Source organism: Bradyrhizobium diazoefficiens USDA 110 (genome assembly GCF_000011365.1).
Taxonomy (GTDB): Bacteria; Pseudomonadota; Alphaproteobacteria; order Rhizobiales; family Xanthobacteraceae; genus Bradyrhizobium; species Bradyrhizobium diazoefficiens.
Map to the genome: position 1 here is coordinate 2834232 of NC_004463.1, position 17341 is coordinate 2851572.

General features: G+C 64.1%; 22 protein-coding genes. 12 read left to right on the top strand and 10 right to left on the bottom strand.

What is annotated here, in order from left to right; all coding sequences use genetic code 11:
- The first annotated feature begins 208 nt into the window (after nucleotides 1–208).
- Entirely contained in the window at nucleotides 209–421 is a 213-nt protein-coding gene (locus tag BJA_RS12775) for a hypothetical protein (RefSeq protein ID WP_028175381.1), read from the top strand.
- A 20-nt stretch (nucleotides 422–441) separates the two neighbouring features.
- Here the strand turns inward: BJA_RS12775 and BJA_RS12780 are convergent, their stop codons facing one another.
- On the bottom strand, nucleotides 442–1278 hold the full coding sequence (locus BJA_RS12780) for a universal stress protein (RefSeq protein WP_028175380.1): 837 nt from the start codon (nucleotides 1276–1278) through the stop codon (nucleotides 442–444).
- Nucleotides 1279–1491: 213 nt separating this feature from the next.
- Between BJA_RS12780 and BJA_RS12785 the strand changes: the two genes are divergently transcribed.
- Nucleotides 1492–3033, top strand: coding sequence for a Do family serine endopeptidase (locus tag BJA_RS12785; RefSeq protein WP_028175379.1), 1542 nt, complete (start codon nucleotides 1492–1494; stop codon nucleotides 3031–3033).
- A 273-nt stretch (nucleotides 3034–3306) separates the two neighbouring features.
- On the top strand, nucleotides 3307–3669 hold the full coding sequence (locus BJA_RS12790; RefSeq protein WP_028175378.1) for a hypothetical protein: 363 nt from the start codon (nucleotides 3307–3309) through the stop codon (nucleotides 3667–3669).
- A 12-nt stretch (nucleotides 3670–3681) separates the two neighbouring features.
- Here BJA_RS12790 and BJA_RS12795 read toward each other — a convergent pair whose 3' ends face one another.
- Both BJA_RS12795 and BJA_RS12800 read right to left on the bottom strand, forming a co-directional pair.
- Entirely contained in the window at nucleotides 3682–3957 is a 276-nt protein-coding gene (locus BJA_RS12795; protein WP_011085379.1) for a DUF6496 domain-containing protein, read from the bottom strand.
- Between the two features lie 91 nt (nucleotides 3958–4048).
- Nucleotides 4049–4243 (bottom strand): DUF3072 domain-containing protein, encoded by a 195-nt coding sequence (locus BJA_RS12800; RefSeq protein ID WP_028175376.1) that lies wholly within the window; start codon nucleotides 4241–4243, stop codon nucleotides 4049–4051.
- Nucleotides 4244–4358: 115 nt separating this feature from the next.
- On the opposite strand from BJA_RS12800, the gene BJA_RS12805 reads away from it, so the two are divergent.
- Together BJA_RS12805 and BJA_RS12810 are read left to right on the top strand one after the other, a co-directional pair.
- The gene (locus tag BJA_RS12805) at nucleotides 4359–4580 is read left to right on the top strand and encodes a hypothetical protein (RefSeq protein ID WP_038965906.1); all 222 of its coding nucleotides are present in this window, start codon (nucleotides 4359–4361) and stop codon (nucleotides 4578–4580) included.
- Between the two features lie 18 nt (nucleotides 4581–4598).
- Nucleotides 4599–4805, top strand: coding sequence for a hypothetical protein (locus BJA_RS12810; RefSeq protein ID WP_038965905.1), 207 nt, complete (start codon nucleotides 4599–4601; stop codon nucleotides 4803–4805).
- 96 nt (nucleotides 4806–4901) lie between these two features.
- Here BJA_RS12810 and BJA_RS12815 read toward each other — a convergent pair whose 3' ends face one another.
- A complete protein-coding gene (locus tag BJA_RS12815; protein WP_011085382.1) occupies nucleotides 4902–5138 on the bottom strand; it encodes a hypothetical protein in 237 nt (78 codons plus the stop codon).
- Between the two features lie 96 nt (nucleotides 5139–5234).
- Nucleotides 5235–5504 (bottom strand): hypothetical protein, encoded by a 270-nt coding sequence (locus tag BJA_RS12820; protein ID WP_028175372.1) that lies wholly within the window; start codon nucleotides 5502–5504, stop codon nucleotides 5235–5237.
- Here BJA_RS12820 and BJA_RS43020 point away from each other — a divergent pair.
- The gene (locus BJA_RS43020; RefSeq protein ID WP_231166658.1) at nucleotides 5446–5865 is read left to right on the top strand and encodes a hypothetical protein; all 420 of its coding nucleotides are present in this window, start codon (nucleotides 5446–5448) and stop codon (nucleotides 5863–5865) included. The genes BJA_RS12820 and BJA_RS43020 overlap by 59 nt on opposite strands.
- Here BJA_RS43020 and BJA_RS12830 read toward each other — a convergent pair.
- The 3 genes from BJA_RS12830 to BJA_RS12840 all read right to left on the bottom strand — a co-directional run bounded on the left by BJA_RS12830 (nucleotide 5862) and on the right by BJA_RS12840 (nucleotide 14429).
- Nucleotides 5862–7352 (bottom strand): HWE histidine kinase domain-containing protein, encoded by a 1491-nt coding sequence (locus BJA_RS12830; protein ID WP_011085384.1) that lies wholly within the window; start codon nucleotides 7350–7352, stop codon nucleotides 5862–5864. The genes BJA_RS43020 and BJA_RS12830 overlap by 4 nt on opposite strands.
- 13 nt (nucleotides 7353–7365) lie before the next feature.
- Nucleotides 7366–13653: a HAMP domain-containing protein gene (locus BJA_RS12835; protein WP_011085385.1), complete on the bottom strand. Its 6288-nt coding sequence runs from the start codon at nucleotides 13651–13653 to the stop codon at nucleotides 7366–7368.
- Between the two features lie 266 nt (nucleotides 13654–13919).
- A complete protein-coding gene (locus BJA_RS12840) occupies nucleotides 13920–14429 on the bottom strand; it encodes a DUF4142 domain-containing protein (protein ID WP_011085386.1) in 510 nt (169 codons plus the stop codon).
- Nucleotides 14430–14524: 95 nt separating this feature from the next.
- On the opposite strand from BJA_RS12840, the gene BJA_RS12845 reads away from it, so the two are divergent.
- The 3 genes from BJA_RS12845 (at nucleotide 14525) to BJA_RS12850 (ending at nucleotide 15265) form a co-directional block, all read left to right on the top strand.
- Complete coding sequence (locus BJA_RS12845; protein WP_028175368.1) at nucleotides 14525–14719, top strand: hypothetical protein; 195 nt, start codon at nucleotides 14525–14527, stop codon at nucleotides 14717–14719.
- Between the two features lie 108 nt (nucleotides 14720–14827).
- Entirely contained in the window at nucleotides 14828–14959 is a 132-nt protein-coding gene (locus BJA_RS43640; protein ID WP_256380402.1) for a hypothetical protein, read from the top strand.
- 84 nt (nucleotides 14960–15043) lie between these two features.
- Complete coding sequence (locus tag BJA_RS12850) at nucleotides 15044–15265, top strand: hypothetical protein (RefSeq protein ID WP_011085387.1); 222 nt, start codon at nucleotides 15044–15046, stop codon at nucleotides 15263–15265.
- A 143-nt stretch (nucleotides 15266–15408) separates the two neighbouring features.
- Here BJA_RS12850 and BJA_RS12855 read toward each other — a convergent pair whose 3' ends face one another.
- Nucleotides 15409–15669: a hypothetical protein gene (locus tag BJA_RS12855; protein ID WP_028175367.1), complete on the bottom strand. Its 261-nt coding sequence runs from the start codon at nucleotides 15667–15669 to the stop codon at nucleotides 15409–15411.
- A gap of 173 nt (nucleotides 15670–15842) precedes the next feature.
- Here BJA_RS12855 and BJA_RS42255 point away from each other — a divergent pair, with 173 nt between their 5' ends.
- A complete protein-coding gene (locus BJA_RS42255; RefSeq protein ID WP_165448144.1) occupies nucleotides 15843–16001 on the top strand; it encodes a hypothetical protein in 159 nt (52 codons plus the stop codon).
- A gap of 401 nt (nucleotides 16002–16402) precedes the next feature.
- Here BJA_RS42255 and BJA_RS12860 read toward each other — a convergent pair whose 3' ends face one another.
- Nucleotides 16403–16630: a hypothetical protein gene (locus tag BJA_RS12860; protein WP_027546226.1), complete on the bottom strand. Its 228-nt coding sequence runs from the start codon at nucleotides 16628–16630 to the stop codon at nucleotides 16403–16405.
- A gap of 135 nt (nucleotides 16631–16765) precedes the next feature.
- On the opposite strand from BJA_RS12860, the gene BJA_RS12865 reads away from it, so the two are divergent.
- Complete coding sequence (locus tag BJA_RS12865) at nucleotides 16766–17140, top strand: PRC-barrel domain-containing protein (protein WP_011085389.1); 375 nt, start codon at nucleotides 16766–16768, stop codon at nucleotides 17138–17140.
- Between the two features lie 22 nt (nucleotides 17141–17162).
- Nucleotides 17163–17321 carry a hypothetical protein gene (locus BJA_RS42260; protein ID WP_165448145.1) on the top strand — a complete coding sequence of 53 codons (159 nt, stop codon included), beginning with the start codon at nucleotides 17163–17165 and terminating at the stop codon, nucleotides 17319–17321.
- Nucleotides 17322–17341 lie beyond the last annotated feature (20 nt).

Here is a 17341-nt window from a genome sequence, read left to right on the forward strand (position 1 = left end):
TAACTTTGTGGCTGGGTCCGCATTGAGCCGTGCCAAGAACAATCGCCAAACAATTGTAAAGTTTGCGCCAAAGCAAAGCGGCCGCGTTGCAGCACAGGTTAACATTCCCGAGACTGACCGGCATTGCGCAGAAAATGTTTCGCACAAGTGCAATGCCCCTGACGCAAACCGGAGAAATAAGCCGGGTGTGACCGAGAGGGAGATTCTCATGGAGAACGTACGTCGCTACCGGGCGCTTGCGTCCCTCTGTCGCCAGCAGGCGGCCTATCGGCCGCTCCAGAACTGGGAACTCCTCGGCCAGGCCGAACATTTCGAATACCTCGCCGAACTCGCGCTGAAGGCGCATTTCGATGCGTGCAATGTGCAACGCGACGAGGACGCCACCGCAACCGCTGGATGGGAGACCCCCGCTGCGGCTTGAGAGCGTCGGGCCGGCTTCGGTCAGTGCGACATCAGCGTCGGCACCGTCATGGCTTCCAGCATGGCGCGGGTGACGCCGCCGAGAACGCGCTCCTGCAATCGCGAATGGCCGTAGCCGCCCATCACCAGGAGATCGAGGCTCTCGTCGGCCGCCAGCGACAGGATGGTCGGCTGAATCTCGGAGCGGGTCGCTGACAGGCCGACCGTGCGGGTCGAGAGCCCGCGCCGGCCGAGATGTCTTGCCAGATTGCCTGCCGACACTTCGCCGGGCACCGTGTCGGCTTCGTTGATCGTGATGATCACGATCTCTTCGGCGCGGGCCAGGAACGGTGCGGCGTCGCGCATCGCGCGGGCGGCGAGCCGGCTGCCGTCCCAGCAGATGCCGATCCGGTTCGCCTTGAAGGCGCCACGGAAGGTGTAAGGCAGGAACAGCACGGGGCCGCCCGCGTGGAACAGAATCTCGCGCGGCAGGTCGTTGTCGAACGAGCCTTGCTCCGGATTCGGCTGAAGTACGATGCTGAGATCGTGCAGTCGCGCCATCTCGCCGAGCGAGCCGGCCGCGTCCGCCGGAATCGCGCCGATCGGGCGGCACGTGTAGGAAATGCCGGCGTTCGCCGCTTCGCTTCCGAACACCGCGAGCGCGGCCTCGGCCCGCTCAACTGCCCGCTCGCGTTCCAGTTCGAACACGGCCGCCACGGCGGCCCCGCCCTCCATGACATAAGCCGCGCTGGTTGCGACATAGCCGACCGCGACCGCGTCGAGATGGGCGTTGAAATGCGCCGCGAGCGAGATCGAGCCGTCGATCACGGGACGCATCGGGCGCTCGGTCGGGACGTGGACGAGAATATCTTTGTACATGGCGCGCCTCCGATGGACATCATTCGGTGCCCGCAGTCTTTCACCGCGCGAAGGGGCGGCGTTGAGCTGCATCAAATGTGCAGCCCCGATTTTTGGCCCGGCCGCTGACCGCACCAACTTTGCCAAGATTTAATCGCGCGGACGGGACACCGTAAGGTCGCGGCGGCCATGTTGCGTGCAAGGCGACACCTGACCCAACATGGACATTTCGACATGAATGACCGCGTCAATTCCGACATCACCACGTCCCGCAGGATCTTGAAGCCGCGCCGGCTCGCGCTGCTCGGCACCGTGGCCGCGCTTGGCGTGGCTGTGCTGGCGGCATCTCCCGGCTCTTCGCCGCTCGGCGTGACCTCCTTCATCGCGCCGGCCCAGGCCGCGGAAAGCGCTGCGACTCCGCCGGGCTTCGGCGACCTCGTCGCCAGGGTCAAACCTGCCGTCATCTCGGTGCGGGTCAGGATCGACCAGGACAACGACAAGAGCGCGATGCTGCAACAGAACCGGATGGATTCCGACGAGGACGCGCCGTTCGACCAGTTCTCGCGGCAGTTCGGCTTCCGCCTTCCGGGTGGCATGAACGGCATGCCGCGCCAGCGTCACCAGATGGTCACGGGCGAAGGCTCCGGCTTCTTCATCTCAGCCGACGGCTATGCCGTGACCAACAACCACGTCGTCGACCACGCCGAGTCCGTGCAGGTCACCATGGACGACGGGACGAGCTACACCGCGAAGGTGGTCGGCACCGATCCGAAGACCGATCTCGCGCTGATCAAGGTCGATGGCAAGAAGGACTTTCCCTTCGTCAAGTTCTCCGACCAGAAGCCGCGGATCGGCGACTGGGTGGTCGCGGTCGGCAATCCCTTCGGCCTCGGCGGCACCGTGACCGCCGGCATCGTCTCGGCGAGCGGCCGCGACATCGGCAACGGCCCCTATGACGACTTCATCCAGATCGACGCGCCCATCAACAAGGGCAATTCCGGCGGCCCGGCCTTCGACATGAGCGGCAACGTGATAGGCGTGAACACTGCGATCTTCTCGCCGTCGGGCGGTTCGGTCGGCATCGGCTTCGACATTCCGGCCACGACCGCAAAGCTCGTCGTCGCGCAGTTGAAGGACAAGGGTGCGGTCACCCGCGGCTGGCTCGGCGTGCAGGTGCAGCCGGTGACATCAGAGATCGCCGACAGCCTCGGCCTGAAGGAGGCGCGCGGCGCGATCGTCGACAATCCGCAGGACAATAGCCCGGCGGCAAAGGCCGGCATCGAGGCGGGCGACGTCATCACCGCCGTCAACGGCACCGCGATCAAGGACTCCCGCGATCTCGCCCGCACCGTCGCCACGCTGGCGCCGGGCACGTCCGTGAAGCTCGACGTCTTCCACAAGGGCGCGAGCAAGACGGTGACCCTCGCGCTCGGCGAGCTGCCGAACGAGCGGCAGGCTCAAGGCAAGGCCGACGAGGGCAAGGCGCAGCCGGGCAACGGCACGCCGCGCCTCGGGCTCAGCTTGGCGCCGGCCGGCGACGTGCAGGGCGCCGGCCAGAAGGGCGTCGTCGTCACCGAGGTCGATCCGCAAGGGCCGGCGGCGCAGCGCGGCATCCAGACCGGCGACGTCATCCTCAATGTCGGCGGCAAGCCCGTCGCCAATGTCGGCGACGTCCGCGCCGAGCTGGCGCAGGCGAAATCGTCCGGCAAGAACAGCGTGCTGTTGCAGATCAGAAGCGCGGACGCGACCCGGTTCGTCGCGGTGCCGCTCGCGTAAGTCGAGCTCCACCAGCGCAAATCCAAAAGGGCGGCCTTCGGGCCGCCTTTTCTCGTTTGCATCCGGGATACCAACAGCCCGCCGATAACATTCTCGTTAACGGCAGCATTGGTGACGGGTTCGTCCGAAAAAGCCGCGTTCGCTCGTCAGAGTTCGAAATCGCGTGTCGCCTTGGCGGCAATGAAGACGCCAAGGCGAGCTGCTAGAGTGGAACTTCGGACGTCCGGCCGTTTTGTGGAACCGGCCGGCGGTTCGTATTTGATCGGTGCCGACATGGATCGATTGAAGCTCTCGCTGAGATGTGCGCTGCTCGTGGCGCCGCTCGTACTGTCGGCTGGAAGCGCCCTGGGGCGTGATGACGGCCGCTACGCCGATTCGCCGCTCAAGCCCTGGTTCGACAGTCTGCGCAGCCATCTCGGCCCGTGCTGCTCGGATGCCGACGGATTTGCCGTCTCCGATCCCGATTGGGAATCGCATGACGGGCACTATCGCGTCCGCCTCGATGGGCAGTGGGTCGATGTGCCCGATGAAGCCGTCATCACCGAGCCGAACCGCGCCGGTCGCACCATGGTGTGGCCGGTGAAGACCGCGTTTGGCATCTCGATCCGCTGCTTCATGCCGGGCAGCATGATCTAGCGCCGATTGCCACTACCGCTTGGCGGATTTGCGCTTGGACTTTTTCTTGGCTGCTCTCTTGGCCGTCTTCTTCTTGGCAGTTTTCTTCGAGGCCTTTTTCGGGACCTTCTTGCCTTTCTTGCGCGCCTTCGACAGGCCGATTGCGATCGCCTGCTTGCGGCTCTTCACGCGTCCGCCGCGACCACCGCGGCCGCTCTTGGCCGTGCCCTTCTTGTAGCGCCGCATTTCGCTTTCGACATCGCTCCCGGCGCTGCGCGAGTAACGGCGCTTCTTTGCCTTGCGTGCCATTCAGATTCTCCCTTGGCCGGGAGAAAACCATTCGACACAGGCATGGTTCCGAAGGCGCGCCCGCAACGTCCGGATGCGCGACGCAGCCTGGCTAGAAGGAATTCGCCAGTTCGATCTCCGCCTCGAGCACCTGGATGCGGCGCGCAGCTTCAGTGAAGGACAGACCCCGATCATATTGCGTGGGCTGATAGGCCTCCTCGCTGAGCCGCTTCAACCTCAGGCCTTGTGCCCGCGTCATCTGCTCCGCGAGGAAAACCCTGGCGTCGTATTTACCTTGAACCTGCATCTGGCCTCTCCGTTCTGAAATCGTGACTTGACTATATGTTCTTATTTTGTTCTAACAAGCCATGGACAACAGAATTAATGAAATTCGACGTAAGATCAGTGCCTTGAGGCTGGAAATGGCCGATGTCGAGGCGTCCGTGCGCGAGCTCGTCGACCGCGATCGCGACTGCACAGAAAAGGCCCTGGCGCAGATGGATCTGCGCCGGAAAATCAATCTGCTGATCGGCGAATGGAAGGCGGCTGGCGGTGGTGATGTCCTGCCGGATGTTCGCGATCGTGTACGTCTTCGTTCCCTCAAGAAAGCCGCTGATCCCGCGCGCGCAATCGTGCGTCGCTGAGACATTTGGGAGCATGCCGTGGAGGAAGACCCGGACACGTACCGGATCTTGAGACTGCGCGCCGAGATCCTGGAGCTGGGGTCCGCGATCCGGCAATTGCAGCGTGAGGGTCTCGACGACGCTGCGGCCCAGCTTCTGATCGCGCGCAAGCGGGCGCGGCTCGACCATCTCGTGAAGACAAACTCCGCAGGCGGCCCGAACATCGCCGACATCCGGCGCAGCTAAAGGCGTGCGCCGACGATGTGGCGTGAGAAGGATTGTATCGAACAGCAAAGCAAGAAGGCCCCGCGATCACGGGGCCTTCGATGAACGGCGGCGAGTCTACTTGGTGTTGCCAGTACCCTTGTTCGTCATGGTGCCGCCCTGATCGGAGCCGGGACCGGAGCCGCCCTGACCGGAAGGATCGGCGCCCTTGGATTTCGTGTTGGCGCCCGTCGTCTGCGAGGACGACGTCGAGGACTCATGTTTCGCCTTGTGCGACTTCGCCTGTGCGGCGAACGGGGCGGCGGCGAGGCCGGTTGCCAACATCACGGCGAGGGCGAGCTTGGTCGTCTTCATGCGCAGGAACTCCCTGAGTTAAAATGACGCAGGCAGCCAACTGCCATTCGCCGCAGGAGTTCCCGGCAAAGCAGCCTCGCGGGTTTCACGCGCGCTTCAAAATTCCTTGTCCTCGGCGATGATGAACACGATGCCCGTGAGCATCGCGCCGATCGCGAACGTCGTCACCAGCGTGACGACGAAAACGGCCGCGGCTGAATCTCCGCCATGGTTCAGCAAATTTGCCACCGCCGGGTTGGACAGAATGAGCACGAGACCGAAGGCGAGGCCGATCGCCGCGCCCATCATCGCGTGCGTCAAGAGCGTGATGATGCCGGAAGGAGAGATCAGCCTTGGCGACTTTTTCGGCGACTTTTTCGCGCCCATGGAACCGCCCTCGATCTTGCATGCAACGCAGCCGGCGATTGCGGGTTCCATCGGCATGAACGATTTGTCACGTCGGGCTTCATCCGACGTTCATGCCCACCTTGCGACCATGGAGCCCGTCAACACGGGAACATTCGATATGGGTAAGGTTGTCTTTCTCTATCGCTCGCTGGCCTATCGAAACGCGGCCGCCGACATGCTGCGCAAGGCGCGCAAGCTGCCGCGCGGTGCCGAGCGAAGCGCGGCCCGCCGCTATGCGATGGCGTTACGCGATCTCGCGCAAACGGAAGCTTGGCTCGAAGGGCGCATCGCCCATGAACCTCGGCCGGTGCGGCGCATGAAGGTCGCCGCGTCGGGTTAACCCGACGCGCGCTGGAGCGCGAGGGAGGTGGTGCCCTCGAACTTGCCGTGCGCGGCGCCGGTTGGGGTCTTCCGGGTCAACGGCACTTCCAGGCGGCACAACAGGCCCTCGGCGCGCCAATCGAATTGCGCCTTTCCGCCGAGCTGGGACTCGACGCTCGCAAGCAGGCTCCGCGTGCCGAAGCCGCGAGATTTCGGCGTCCTCACCAGCGGACCGCCGGATTCCTCCCAGATCAGTGTGAGGTGATCCTCCTCGACCTGCCAGCCGATCATGAGCCGGCCCGACCGCGTCGAGAGCGCGCCATACTTGGCCGAGTTGGTGAAAAGCTCGTGCAGCGCGAGCGCCAGCGTCTGGGCGGTTGCCGGCAGCAACTGAACCTCGGGCCCCGCCAGCTTGATCTGGCCACCGAGCGAGTAGGGCGCGAGCTCCTCGTCGATCAGCTTCGAGAGTTCGGCGCCCTGCCAGCTCGACAGCGACAGGATCGTATGCACGCGCGCCAGCGCGTTGATGCGTCCCTCGACGGCGTTGACGTAGGCCTTGACCTCGTCGGCACGGGTGAGACGCACGATCGATTGCGCCAGCGCCAGCGCATTCTTGGCGCGATGATCGACTTCCCGCGCCAGCAGATTCTGCCGCTCCTCGGCCCGCTTGCGCTCGGTGATGTCCACGGTGACACCGCTCACGCGCACCACGCGGCCGCTATTGTCGGCGGTGGCGGCAGCCGTGCCGACACACCAGCGCACATCGCCGTCGGGCCGCACAATGCGGAATTCCGTCTCATAGGCGCGTGTGCCCTTGCTGAATTCGGCGATCGCCTTGCGCAATTGGTCGACGTCATCGGGATGCAACAGTGCCTGAACGTTGGCCGGATTGACCTCGAAGCTCTCCGGGCTCACGCCAAAGATGCGATACTGCCCCTCGTCCCACATCCAGTCGCCGCTGACCCAGTCCCAGTCCCATGATCCCATCTTGCCGGCGGCGATCGCCATGCTGCGACGCTCTTCGCTCTCGCGCAGCTTCGCCGTGGAGTTCTCCAATTCCGCGGTGCGTGCACGGACACGGTCTTCGAGATCGTGGTTCAGCCGTTCGAGCTCGCGGGTCTTCCGGTACAGCTCGGCAAACACCTTGACTTTGGCGCGCAGCACCTCCGGCACGACCGGCACCGGAACATAGTCGACCGCACCCATCTCATAGCCGCGCAACCGGTCGATGTCGCTCACCTGAATGGCCGAGATGAAGATCATCGCCGTCTTCTGGAAGCGCGGATGCTCCCGGATCATCGCCGCGAGCTCGAAGCCGTCGAGCTCGGGCATGCAGACGTCGACCAGGATCACCGCGATCTCGGTCTTGAGCAGAACCTCCAGCGCTTCGCGGCCGGACGAGGCGATCACGAGGTTCTCGCCGAGTTCCTTCAAGATCACCTCATAGGCGAGCAGCTTGGCCGGCTGGTCGTCGACGAGGAGGATGTTGACCTTTTCGTGGTCCATTCGCGCATCCAGCTCAGCGGTGCAGCCACATGCGGATCGCAAGCAGCAATTGATCGGTGTTGACGGGCTTGGCGAGGTAGTCGGACGCGCCGGCCTCCAGGCATTTCTCGCGGTCGCCCTTCATCGCCTTGGCGGTCAGCGCGATGATCGGCAGGCGCAAGAAGGCCGGGTTCTCGCGGATCACGCCGATGGTCTGATATCCATCCATCTGAGGCATCATGATGTCCATCAGGACGATGGCGATTTCCGGGTTGGACTCGACCAGCGTCACCGCCTCGCGGCCGGTGGTCGCCGTCAGCACCTTCATGCCGCGCCGTTCCAGCACGCTCGACAACGCGAAGATGTTGCGGGCGTCGTCGTCGACGAGCAGCGCGGTCTTGCCGATCAGGTCCTCGTCGGAACTGTTCAGCTTCTCCAGCATGCGCTGCTTCTCGACCGGCAGTTCCGTGATCACGCGATGCAGGAACAACGCGGTCTCGTCGAGCAGGCGCTCCGGCGATTCCACGCCCTTGACCACGATGCTGCGCGCCATGGTGTGGAGCTCGGCATCTTCCTCCGCCGAGAGCTCGCGGCCGGTGAACACCACGACCGGAATGTTCGAAAGTGCTTCGTCGTGACGGATCTGGTCCAGCACCTCGAAGCCGCTCATGTCCGGCAATCTCAAGTCCAGCACCACGCAATCGCAGGGCGCCTCGCGCAGCGTCGAGAGTGCGCCGGCGCCGGTGTCGGTCGTCACGATCTCGATATCGTCGTGATGCAGGAGCTCGCGGATCGAGAGCTGTTCGGCCTCGTTGTCCTCGACGATCAAGAGCCGCTTGCGGCGCGGCCGCGCATATTCCTTGATCTGCGTTAGCGCGGCCGAAACCCCTTCGGTCGTCGTCGGCTTGTTGACGAAGGAGAGGGCGCCGCGCGCCAGCGCATGCTGGCGGTCCTCGTCGAGCGTGATGATCTGCACGGGGATGTGGCGCGTCAGCGGATTGTGCTTGAGCTGGCTCAGCACGGTCCAGCCGAGCATGTCCGGCAGGAACACGTCGAGCGAGACCGCTCTCGGCTGGTATTGCTTGGCAAGTTCCAGCGCCTCGGCACCGCGGGCCGCCACCAGCACCTTGAAGCCCTTGTCGCGTGCGAGATCGACCAGCACGCGTGCGTAATGCGGGTCATCCTCGACGATCAGGAGGATGCTGTCGCCGGGTTCGAGGTTGAGGCGGTCGTCGGGAAGCTGCTCGATGACGCGCTGCTCGGGCGCCGTCGGTTGCAGCGCCGGCGGCTGGCTGTATTGCTGTGGCGTGGCGCGCGGCGCAAGTGTCGGGCCGGAATATTTCAACGGCAGATAAAGGGTGAAGGACGAACCCTTGCCCGGTGCGCTGCGCAGATGGATTTCGCCGCCGAGCAGGCTGGCGAGCTCGCGGCTGATGGCGAGGCCAAGGCCGGTGCCGCCGTATTTGCGGCTGGTGCCGGCGTCGGCCTGCTGGAAGGCCTCGAAGATCAGCTTCTGCTTCTCCAGGGGAATGCCGATGCCGGTATCCGACACCTCGAACGAGATCACGGCCGGCGCGGAGTTCAGCACCGGGTGATCCGTGCCCCACCCCCCGAGCGCACCGCCGACCTTCAGGCGCACTTCGCCTTCGGCGGTGAACTTGAAGGCGTTGGAAAGCAGGTTCTTCAGGACCTGTTGCAGGCGCTTGGAGTCGGTGACGATGCTGCGCGCGAGGTTCGGGTCGACGTCGATTTTGAATGACAGGTTGCGGTTTTCCGCCTCGTGCCGGAACGGCCGCCCGACGGTTTCGAGCAGGTTCGCGGTCAGGATTTCCTCGGCGTCCACCGTCACCGTGCCGGACTCGATCTTGGAGAGATCGAGAATGTCGCTGATGAGGTTGAGCAGGTCGGTGCCGGCGCCGTGGATGGTGCGGGCGAATTCGACCTGCTTGGCCGAGAGGTTGCCGTCCGGGTTGTCGGTGAGCTGCTGTCCGAGGATCAGGATCGAGTTCAGCGGCGTGCGCAGCTCGTGGCTCATATTGGCGAGGAATTCGGACTTGTACTTCGAGGTCAGCGCGAGCTCGGTCGCCTTCTCCTCGAGCGCGCGGCGGGCCTGCTCGATCTCCTGGTTCTTGCGCTCGACCTCGACGTTGCGCTCGGCGAGCTGCTGCGCCTTCTGCTCGAGCTGGTCGTTGGTCTGCTGCAATTCGCGCTGCTGGGTCTGAAGCTCGCCGGCCAGCTGCTGCGACTGCTTGAGCAGGCCTTCGGTCTGCATCGTCGCCTCGATCGAGTTGAGCACGATGCCGATGGAGTCGGTGAGCTGCTCCAGGAAGGTCATCTGCGAGGTCGTGAACGAGGTCAGCGAGGCGAGCTCGATCACGGCCTTGACCTGGCCCTCGAACAGCACCGGCAGCACCACGAGGTTCTTCGGGGCGACGCGGAACAGCGCCGAGTTGATCGGCACCACGTCGGAGGGAATATCCGCGACCACGCGCGGCCGCCTGTCGAGCGCGCATTGGCCGATCAGGCCGTCGCCGAACGGCAGTACGCGCTGGTAGGGGTAGATGCCGTCGCCGGCGTACGAGGCGAGCAGCAGGAGCTGTGGATTCTCCTCGTTCTCGACCTGGTAGATCACGCCGGTATGCGCGTTCACCAGCGGCGACAGCTCGGTCAGCAGCAGCCGGCCGACGGTGGCGAGGTCGCGCTGGCCCTGAAGCATGTTGGTGAATTTCGCGAGGTTGGTCTTCAGCCAGTCCTGCTCGGTGTTCACGTCCGTCGTGAGACGGAGGTTCGTGATCATCGTGTTGATGTTGTCTTTCAATTCCGCGACTTCGCCGCGGGCGTCGACCTGGATCGACCGCGTCAGGTCGCCCTTGGTCACGGCGGTCGCCACTTCCGCGATTGCGCGCACCTGCGAGGTGAGGTTGGCCGCCAGGAGGTTGACGTTGCCGGTGAGGTCCTTCCAGGTGCCGGCCGCACCGGGCACGTTGGCCTGGCCGCCGAGGCGGCCCTCGACGCCGACCTCGCGCGCCACCGACGTCACCTGGTCGGCGAAGGTCGCGAGCGTCTCGGTCATGTTGTTGATGGTGTCGGCGAGCGCCGCCACCTCGCCCCGCGATTTCATCGTCAGGTTCTGCTTGAGGTCGCCGTTGGCGACCGCGGTCACCACCTTGACGATGCCGCGCACCTGCTCGGTCAGGTTCGCGGCCATCAGATTGACGGTGTCGGTGAGGTCTTTCCAGGTGCCGGCAACGCCGGGCACCGCGGCCTGACCGCCGAGCTTGCCTTCGGTGCCGACCTCGCGCGCGACGCGGGTGACTTCACCGGCGAAGGCGTTGAGCTGGTCCACCATGGTGTTGATGGTGTTCTTCAGCTCGAGGATTTCCCCCTTCACGTCGACGGTGATCTTGCGCGACAGGTCGCCGCGGGCCACGGCCGTGGTCACTTCGGCGATGTTGCGGACCTGCGTGGTGAGGTTCGCAGCCAGGAGGTTGACGTTGTCGGTGAGGTCCTTCCAGGTGCCGCCGACGCCGGGCACGACGGCCTGACCGCCGAGCCGGCCCTCGGTGCCGACCTCGCGCGCCACGCGCGTCACTTCGGCGGCGAAGGAGCGGAGCTGCTCGACCATGGTGTTCAGGGTGTCCTTGAGCAGCAGGATCTCGCCGCGCACGTCCACCGTGATCTTCTTCGACAGGTCGCCGCCGGCGATCGCGGTCGCGACCTCGGCGATGTTGCGGACCTGGGCCGTCAGGTTCGAGGCCATGAAGTTGACGTTGTCGGTGAGGTCCTTCCAGGTGCCGGCGACGCCGGGCACCTCGGCCTGGCCGCCGAGCTTGCCTTCGGTGCCGACCTCGCGCGCGACGCGCGTCACTTCGCCGGCAAAGCCGTTGAGCTGGTCCACCATGGTGTTGATGGTGTTCTTCAGCTCGAGGATTTCGCCGCGCACGTCCACGGTGATCTTGCGCGAGAGGTCGCCGCGCGCCACGGCGGTGGTGACCTCGGCGATGTTGCGGACCTGGGCGGTGAGGTTGCCCGCCATCGAGTTCACGCTGTCGGTGAGATCCTTCCAGGTGCCGGCGACGCCGGGCACGTTGGCCTGGCCGCCGAGCCGGCCCTCGGTGCCGACCTCGCGCGCCACGCGCGTCACCTCGCCCGCGAAGCGGTTGAGCTGGTCGACCATCGTATTCAGCGTGTCCTTGAGCTGAAGGATCTCGCCGCGCACGTCCACCGTGATCTTGCGCGACAGGTCGCCGCCGGCGATCGCGGTTGCGACCTCGGCGATGTTGCGGACCTGGGCGGTGAGGTTACCGGCCATCGAGTTGACGCTGTCGGTGAGGTCCTTCCAGGTGCCGGCGACGCCGGGCACCTCGGCTTGGCCGCCGAGCTTGCCTTCGGTGCCGACCTCGCGCGCGACGCGCGTGACTTCGCCGGCGAAGGCGTTGAGCTGGTCGACCATTGTGTTGAGCGTTTCCTTCAGCTGAAGGATTTCGCCCGACACGTTCACGGTGATCTTCTTCGACAGGTCGCCCTTGGCCACGGCGGTGGCGACTTCGGCGATGTTGCGGACCTGCCCCGTCAGGTTCGAGGCCATCGAGTTGACGCTGTCCGTCAAATCTTTCCAGGTGCCGGCGACGCCGCGCACCTGGGCCTGGCCGCCGAGCTTGCCTTCGGTGCCGACCTCGCGGGCGACGCGCGTGACTTCGCCGGCGAAGGCGTTGAGCTGGTCCACCATGGTGTTGATGGTGTCTTTCAGCTCGAGGATCTCGCCGCGCACGTCCACGGTGATCTTCTTCGACAAGTCGCCGCCGGCGACCGCCGTCGTCACCTCGGCGATGTTGCGGACCTGTGCGGTCAGGTTCGACGCCATCGAGTTGACGCTTTCCGTGAGGTCCTTCCAGGTGCCGGCGACGCCGAGCACGTTGGCCTGACCGCCGAGCCGGCCCTCGGTACCGACCTCGCGGGCGACGCGCGTGACTTCGCCGGCGAAGGCGTTGAGCTGGTCGACCATTGTGTTGAGCGTTTCCTTCAGCTGAAGGATCTCGCCGGACACGTTCACGGTGATCTTCTTGGAGAGGTCGCCGCCGGCGATGGCGGTGGCGACGTCGGCGATGTTGCGGACCTGCGCGGTCAGGTTCGACGCCATGAAATTGACGTTGTCGGTGAGGTCCTTCCAGGTGCCGGCCACACCGGGCACCTGGGCCTGGCCGCCGAGTTTGCCTTCCGTGCCGACCTCGCGTGCGACGCGCGTCACTTCGGAGGCGAAGGAGTTGAGCTGGTCCACCATGGTGTTGATGGTGTCCTTCAGCTCCAGGATTTCGCCGCGCACGTCCACCGTGATCTTGCGGGACAAGTCGCCGCGCGCCACGGCGGTGGTGACGTTGGCGATGTTGCGGACCTGGGCCGTGAGGTTGCCGCACATCGCGTTCACGGAGTCGGTGAGATCCTTCCAGGTGCCGGCGACGCCGGGCACGATCGCCTGGCCGCCGAGCTTGCCGTCGGTGCCGACCTCGCGTGCCACGCGCGTCACTTCGGAGGCGAAGGAGCGGAGCTGGTCCACCATCGTGTTGATGGCTTCCTTGAGCTGAAGGATCTCGCCGCGGACGTCGACGGTGATCTTCTTGGACAAGTCGCCATTGGCAACCGCGATCGTCACCTCGGCGATGTTGCGAACCTGGTTGGTCAGGTTGTTCGCCATCGAGTTGACGCTCTCGGTCAGATCCTTCCAGACGCCGGTCACCTCGGGCACCTGGGCCTGGCCGCCGAGCTTGCCCTCGGTGCCGACCTCGCGCGCCACGCGCGTCACCTCGGAGGTGAATACGCCGAGCTGCTTGATCATGGTGTTGACGATGTTCGCCGACTGCAGGAATTCTCCGCGGAGCGGACGGCCGTCGACGTCGAGCTTGACGGTCTGGAGCAGGTCGCCTTGCGCCACCGCCGCGACCGCGCGGGTCACCTCGCGCGTCGGCCACAGCAAATCGTCGATCAGCGTGTTGACGGAGCCTTCCATGTCGGCCCAGGAGCCGGAGGCGAGGCCGAACTTCACACGCTGCCGGGTCTTGCCCTCGCGTCCCACCACCTGGCCGACCAGCTCGAGCTGCTGCGCCATGCGCTGGTTGGCGGCGATGATTTCATTAAAAGTGTCGGCGATCTTGCCATCGATACCGAGATAGTCGCCGCTCATACGCACGGAGAAATCGCCGCTGCGCATGGCCTGTAAGGCGAGGAGCAATTCCGGTCGGGAATCGGGCTCCGACGTACCGTTGATTTTTGGCTTTGGGACGCGACGACCGGAGCGTGATGCAGATCCGGGATCGAGGTCGCTCATACTGATTCCCCCGCAAGCGTCGGCCGAATCTTAGGCGTGACGCAATTAGTCAAACTAGAGCGTCAGCCTAATTCGAAATCAAGCGCCAAGGTTGCGGCGCGAGGAAATGGAACCTGCTTTGCTCAGCCCGACCACAGCAACGAAGAAAAAGCCGATTGGTTCCAAACGGTTCCAAAAGAATTTTGGCCGGTTCGCCGCCTTTGTGGGCACTTGCTTGCCAATCGGCGGGGCGGGCACCACGGGCGGCGGCCGGAGGACGAAAGGGGCTATTTGTCTGCCATCGTCCGCTCAGCATCCTTCATCTGCGAACGCAGCACCGGCAGCTGGCCGTGGGCAAAGGCGGCCAGTGCGGCGTTGTCGGGAGCTTTGAGATAGTGCTCGAGCAGGCCAATGGTGGATTCATATTCGGGGATCTGCGCGGCATAGAAGGTTCGGACGTAGGCCGGTCCGTCCGAATTGTCGGGCTCGGCGAGGCCTGTGCTCGCCGTTGTCTTGCCGACGCGCGGCTCAGCGCCGATCGCCTCTTGTATGTCCTTCAACGCTTTGTCGCGTTTCGCCGCTTCCTCGGCGCGCAGGGCGGCGAGGTTCTTCACCTCCGCGTTGCCCTTCAGGTCGGTGCTTTCCAGCAGGCCCTGCTGGAAGCGGCTGAACGCGTAGAGGCCGTTGATGACATCGGTCGCCGTCGGCACGCGTTCGCCCGGCCTTCGCTCGCCGGTGCTATCGGCAAGCGCTGCGGTGCTGATGAACATCAGGATGATCGCGACAAGAACTCGCATCGATATCAATGACCGATGGCGTGCAAGGTTCCCTGAACGTTACGATCCGGTAAGGGCGGTTGCGACGCGACAGTTCCGTCCCCACGTCATGATTCATGAAACAGTCTGACATTTACAGGGACAACGCCGACAACTGCTTGCAACTCGCCGAGCGGGCGGAAGGGCAACCTGCCTATAAGCGCTATTTGCGCATGGCAGACGCCTGGACCGCGCTCGCGACAGAACAGGACTGGCTTGATGGCGAAATTCCGCCCGTAACGACCCGTGCCTCCCAAAAGCAGGATGCATAGGCGCTCTCGTTTGGGTGTGACGCCGCGCACGGAATGCAAGTGACCAATCCAGGATCATTCGGGAACAGTCAATCGCGTTGATTTTCGATTCCAGAAGGAGATTTTGCAATGGCTCCACGTCTTGCTCTTCTTTCACTCATTCTCGCTTTTGGCGTCTCGGTGGCGTTCGCGACGGTGACGACGGTGCGGCAGGTGCATATGGAGAATGCATCGGCTGCGGTGCATGCGGCGCATAGCTAGCGCCGCGGCCTCTCGCCTGAACCGGAACATTCGACGCGCCGGTGCGTAAGCGCTTCAGGACATCTGGAGAAGCGAGAGGACATCATGGCGCATTCCGACCACGGTATCGTCAGGGATCAGCGCGCGGAGGATCAACCGCGCGACAAGCAGCGCGCGCAGACCGCGCACAAGACGGGCTCGCACAAGACGGGCTCGAAGGGCTCGCCGTCGCGTGAGGCGACCCGCGATCCCAAGCTCAACGACAACAACAAGACGCCTGGATCCGGCGTGATGCCGGACGATTCCGGCGACGCCCCGACAGGCTAGTTCTCGCAAGGAACGAATCCCTGCGCGAAGAGTCGACGGATTGCTTCCGGTTGTCATGCCCCCGGTGCGCCGGAAGCAATCTCCAAGGACGGCCCTGGCACCCCACTGTGCCGGGGTCGTTTTGTCTTGCGAGGTCGATCGAATCAATCCTCGGCGTCGTTCTCGGATTTTCCCGGGGCGTGTCCGTCTGGCCCCCGGCCAAATACACCAAACTCGCTTGATTTGACGCCCGTTGACGGGTCGATGCTCGTCTCGATGCCCGCGGCTGCGAGTCCGAATTTGAGCAGTTCGCGTACCGCTGCGGCACGCGTTGGCATGCGGTGCTTGAACCGGAAATCATCCACTGCGGCCAGCTCTTCCGGGGAAAGCATGACTTGGAGCCGCTCGGCGCGAAGGTCGTTCATGGTCAATCACGCAAATTGAGCAAGATGAGTAATTTGCTAAACCGGCCAACTTGCCGCGAGTTCCACAGGAGTCCAAAAAAGCGCCAGTTGAGCAATATAATCTAAATAAATCAATAGGTTAGTTGAAACGATTCGCGCGGACGCGCATTCTCATAGGGAAAGGGAGATGCGTCATGACGGACGAGGTCAGGTTACCCCGCAAGCTTTCTGAGGAACGCGAAGCACAAAGGCCGGTGCGTCCAAGCCATCAGAAGGTCATTGAGCAAGTCGAGCGCTGGGCCAACAGCCCGGGCCTGCAACCCCCGAGGACGGACGATGCGAAGACGGTCTGAGCCCCACACATTCGCGCAACGTCTCGACGCGCACAGGCTACGGCTCGAGCATGAGCTTGCGAGCTTGCCGGTCGGCGTTCAGCGCGATTCCATTGCCGCGCGCATCGAGCAGCTTCAGACCGCGGCCGAGATGTTTGAATTCCTGATGCCCCGGGAAGCTCTGGCGCCTCGCTGACTGCGGCCAGCGTCAGGACGATGGGCGTCGGGAGACGGTGCCAAGCTTTCGCTTCAGCCACCAGATCGACACGGAGACCGCGGCCCAGGTTGCGACGGCAGCGACGAATGCGCCGATGGTGTTCACCCAGCGATGAAGCGCAGGACGTATTCGGTCATTGCCGTGCCCGCATCCTGCGCTTGTGGATCGGTTTCGCTAGCGTCCATTGCCGCAGCAGCCGCTCCGGCTAGTCGGCCGGATTGCGGCCGGTGCGCGGATTGATGGGGTCGGTCGGCTTGCGCCGCAATCGCTCCGGCAGGAACGGTTCTTCCGGCGAGGCCGACGGCGCTGACCGTACGTCGGCATGGTGCTGCGCACGCTCATGCGGTGTCTGGGTGGAGTTGATGTGCCGCTTCACATCGAGCCCATCGACGGGATCGTTGACGCCGTGCTGGATGTCGCGAAAGTCGCTCATGGTTCATTTCCTTTAAAGACTCAGAGAACCGCTCGTTTCCGGCGATGTTCCTGATGAGTCGCCGAACCGAACCCAATTTGGAACGATCACAATCGGAACCGGTTGGTCCACGCACTGGCTGAGTGGAGAAATGAGATGTTGAATCAACGCGAACTGGACCGCAGCGAAATGGGCCGGTTGATCGGCAGCGACAGGGTCGAGGGAACGTCGGTCTATGGCGCGGATCGCAACAAGATCGGTTCGATCGAGCGGGTGATGATCGACAAGATCAGTGGCAAGGTGTCCTACGCGGTGCTCGGCTTCGGTGGATTTTTGGGCGTCGGCAATGACCACTATCCCTTGCCGTGGCAGTCCCTGAAGTACGACACCGATCTCGGTGGCTACGTGACCGGGATTACAGCCAAGGAGCTGCAAGGCGCGCCGAAATATGGTGAGCAGAGCGATTGGAACTGGGGTGACGATGCTGCGGTGCGCGGCATCAACTCCTACTATGGCGTTCCCTTCGCGTAGGCCCCGCACCAGAGGAGATCCGATGAGCAAGGAAAAGCCCACCGACGATCCCCGTCATCAGAACGATTGGGGATCGCACGCCCAGACGGACAAGCCCTGGAAGGGAAATCCGGAGAAGGAGCAGCGATCGGGCGAGGCGAAGCCCGATCTGGAAAAATGGCAAACCACCAAGACGCACTGACCAAGGTGCGCCGAGGCTGA

Excerpts from the sequence above, each read along its gene's own strand:
- BJA_RS42260 (WP_165448145.1), top strand. The coding sequence starts at position 17,163 with ATGAGCAAGGAAAAGCCCACCGACGATCCCCGTCATCAGAACGATTGG.
- BJA_RS12835 (WP_011085385.1), bottom strand. The coding sequence starts at position 13,653 with ATGAGCGACCTCGATCCCGGATCTGCATCACGCTCCGGTCGTCGCGTC.
- BJA_RS12860 (WP_027546226.1), bottom strand. The coding sequence starts at position 16,630 with ATGAGCGACTTTCGCGACATCCAGCACGGCGTCAACGATCCCGTCGAT.
- BJA_RS12820 (WP_028175372.1), bottom strand. The coding sequence starts at position 5,504 with ATGGGCGCGAAAAAGTCGCCGAAAAAGTCGCCAAGGCTGATCTCTCCT.
- BJA_RS12855 (WP_028175367.1), bottom strand. The coding sequence starts at position 15,669 with ATGAACGACCTTCGCGCCGAGCGGCTCCAAGTCATGCTTTCCCCGGAA.
- BJA_RS42255 (WP_165448144.1), top strand. The coding sequence starts at position 15,843 with ATGACGGACGAGGTCAGGTTACCCCGCAAGCTTTCTGAGGAACGCGAA.
- BJA_RS12775 (WP_028175381.1), top strand. The coding sequence starts at position 209 with ATGGAGAACGTACGTCGCTACCGGGCGCTTGCGTCCCTCTGTCGCCAG.
- BJA_RS12830 (WP_011085384.1), bottom strand. The coding sequence starts at position 7,352 with ATGGACCACGAAAAGGTCAACATCCTCCTCGTCGACGACCAGCCGGCC.
- BJA_RS12840 (WP_011085386.1), bottom strand. The coding sequence starts at position 14,429 with ATGCGAGTTCTTGTCGCGATCATCCTGATGTTCATCAGCACCGCAGCG.
- BJA_RS12845 (WP_028175368.1), top strand. The coding sequence starts at position 14,525 with ATGAAACAGTCTGACATTTACAGGGACAACGCCGACAACTGCTTGCAA.
- BJA_RS43020 (WP_231166658.1), top strand. The coding sequence starts at position 5,446 with ATGATGCCGGAAGGAGAGATCAGCCTTGGCGACTTTTTCGGCGACTTT.
- BJA_RS12795 (WP_011085379.1), bottom strand. The coding sequence starts at position 3,957 with ATGGCACGCAAGGCAAAGAAGCGCCGTTACTCGCGCAGCGCCGGGAGC.
- BJA_RS12850 (WP_011085387.1), top strand. The coding sequence starts at position 15,044 with ATGGCGCATTCCGACCACGGTATCGTCAGGGATCAGCGCGCGGAGGAT.
- BJA_RS12780 (WP_028175380.1), bottom strand. The coding sequence starts at position 1,278 with ATGTACAAAGATATTCTCGTCCACGTCCCGACCGAGCGCCCGATGCGT.
- BJA_RS12785 (WP_028175379.1), top strand. The coding sequence starts at position 1,492 with ATGAATGACCGCGTCAATTCCGACATCACCACGTCCCGCAGGATCTTG.
- BJA_RS12805 (WP_038965906.1), top strand. The coding sequence starts at position 4,359 with ATGGCCGATGTCGAGGCGTCCGTGCGCGAGCTCGTCGACCGCGATCGC.
- BJA_RS12815 (WP_011085382.1), bottom strand. The coding sequence starts at position 5,138 with ATGAAGACGACCAAGCTCGCCCTCGCCGTGATGTTGGCAACCGGCCTC.
- BJA_RS12790 (WP_028175378.1), top strand. The coding sequence starts at position 3,307 with ATGGATCGATTGAAGCTCTCGCTGAGATGTGCGCTGCTCGTGGCGCCG.
- BJA_RS43640 (WP_256380402.1), top strand. The coding sequence starts at position 14,828 with ATGGCTCCACGTCTTGCTCTTCTTTCACTCATTCTCGCTTTTGGCGTC.
- BJA_RS12800 (WP_028175376.1), bottom strand. The coding sequence starts at position 4,243 with ATGCAGGTTCAAGGTAAATACGACGCCAGGGTTTTCCTCGCGGAGCAG.
- BJA_RS12865 (WP_011085389.1), top strand. The coding sequence starts at position 16,766 with ATGTTGAATCAACGCGAACTGGACCGCAGCGAAATGGGCCGGTTGATC.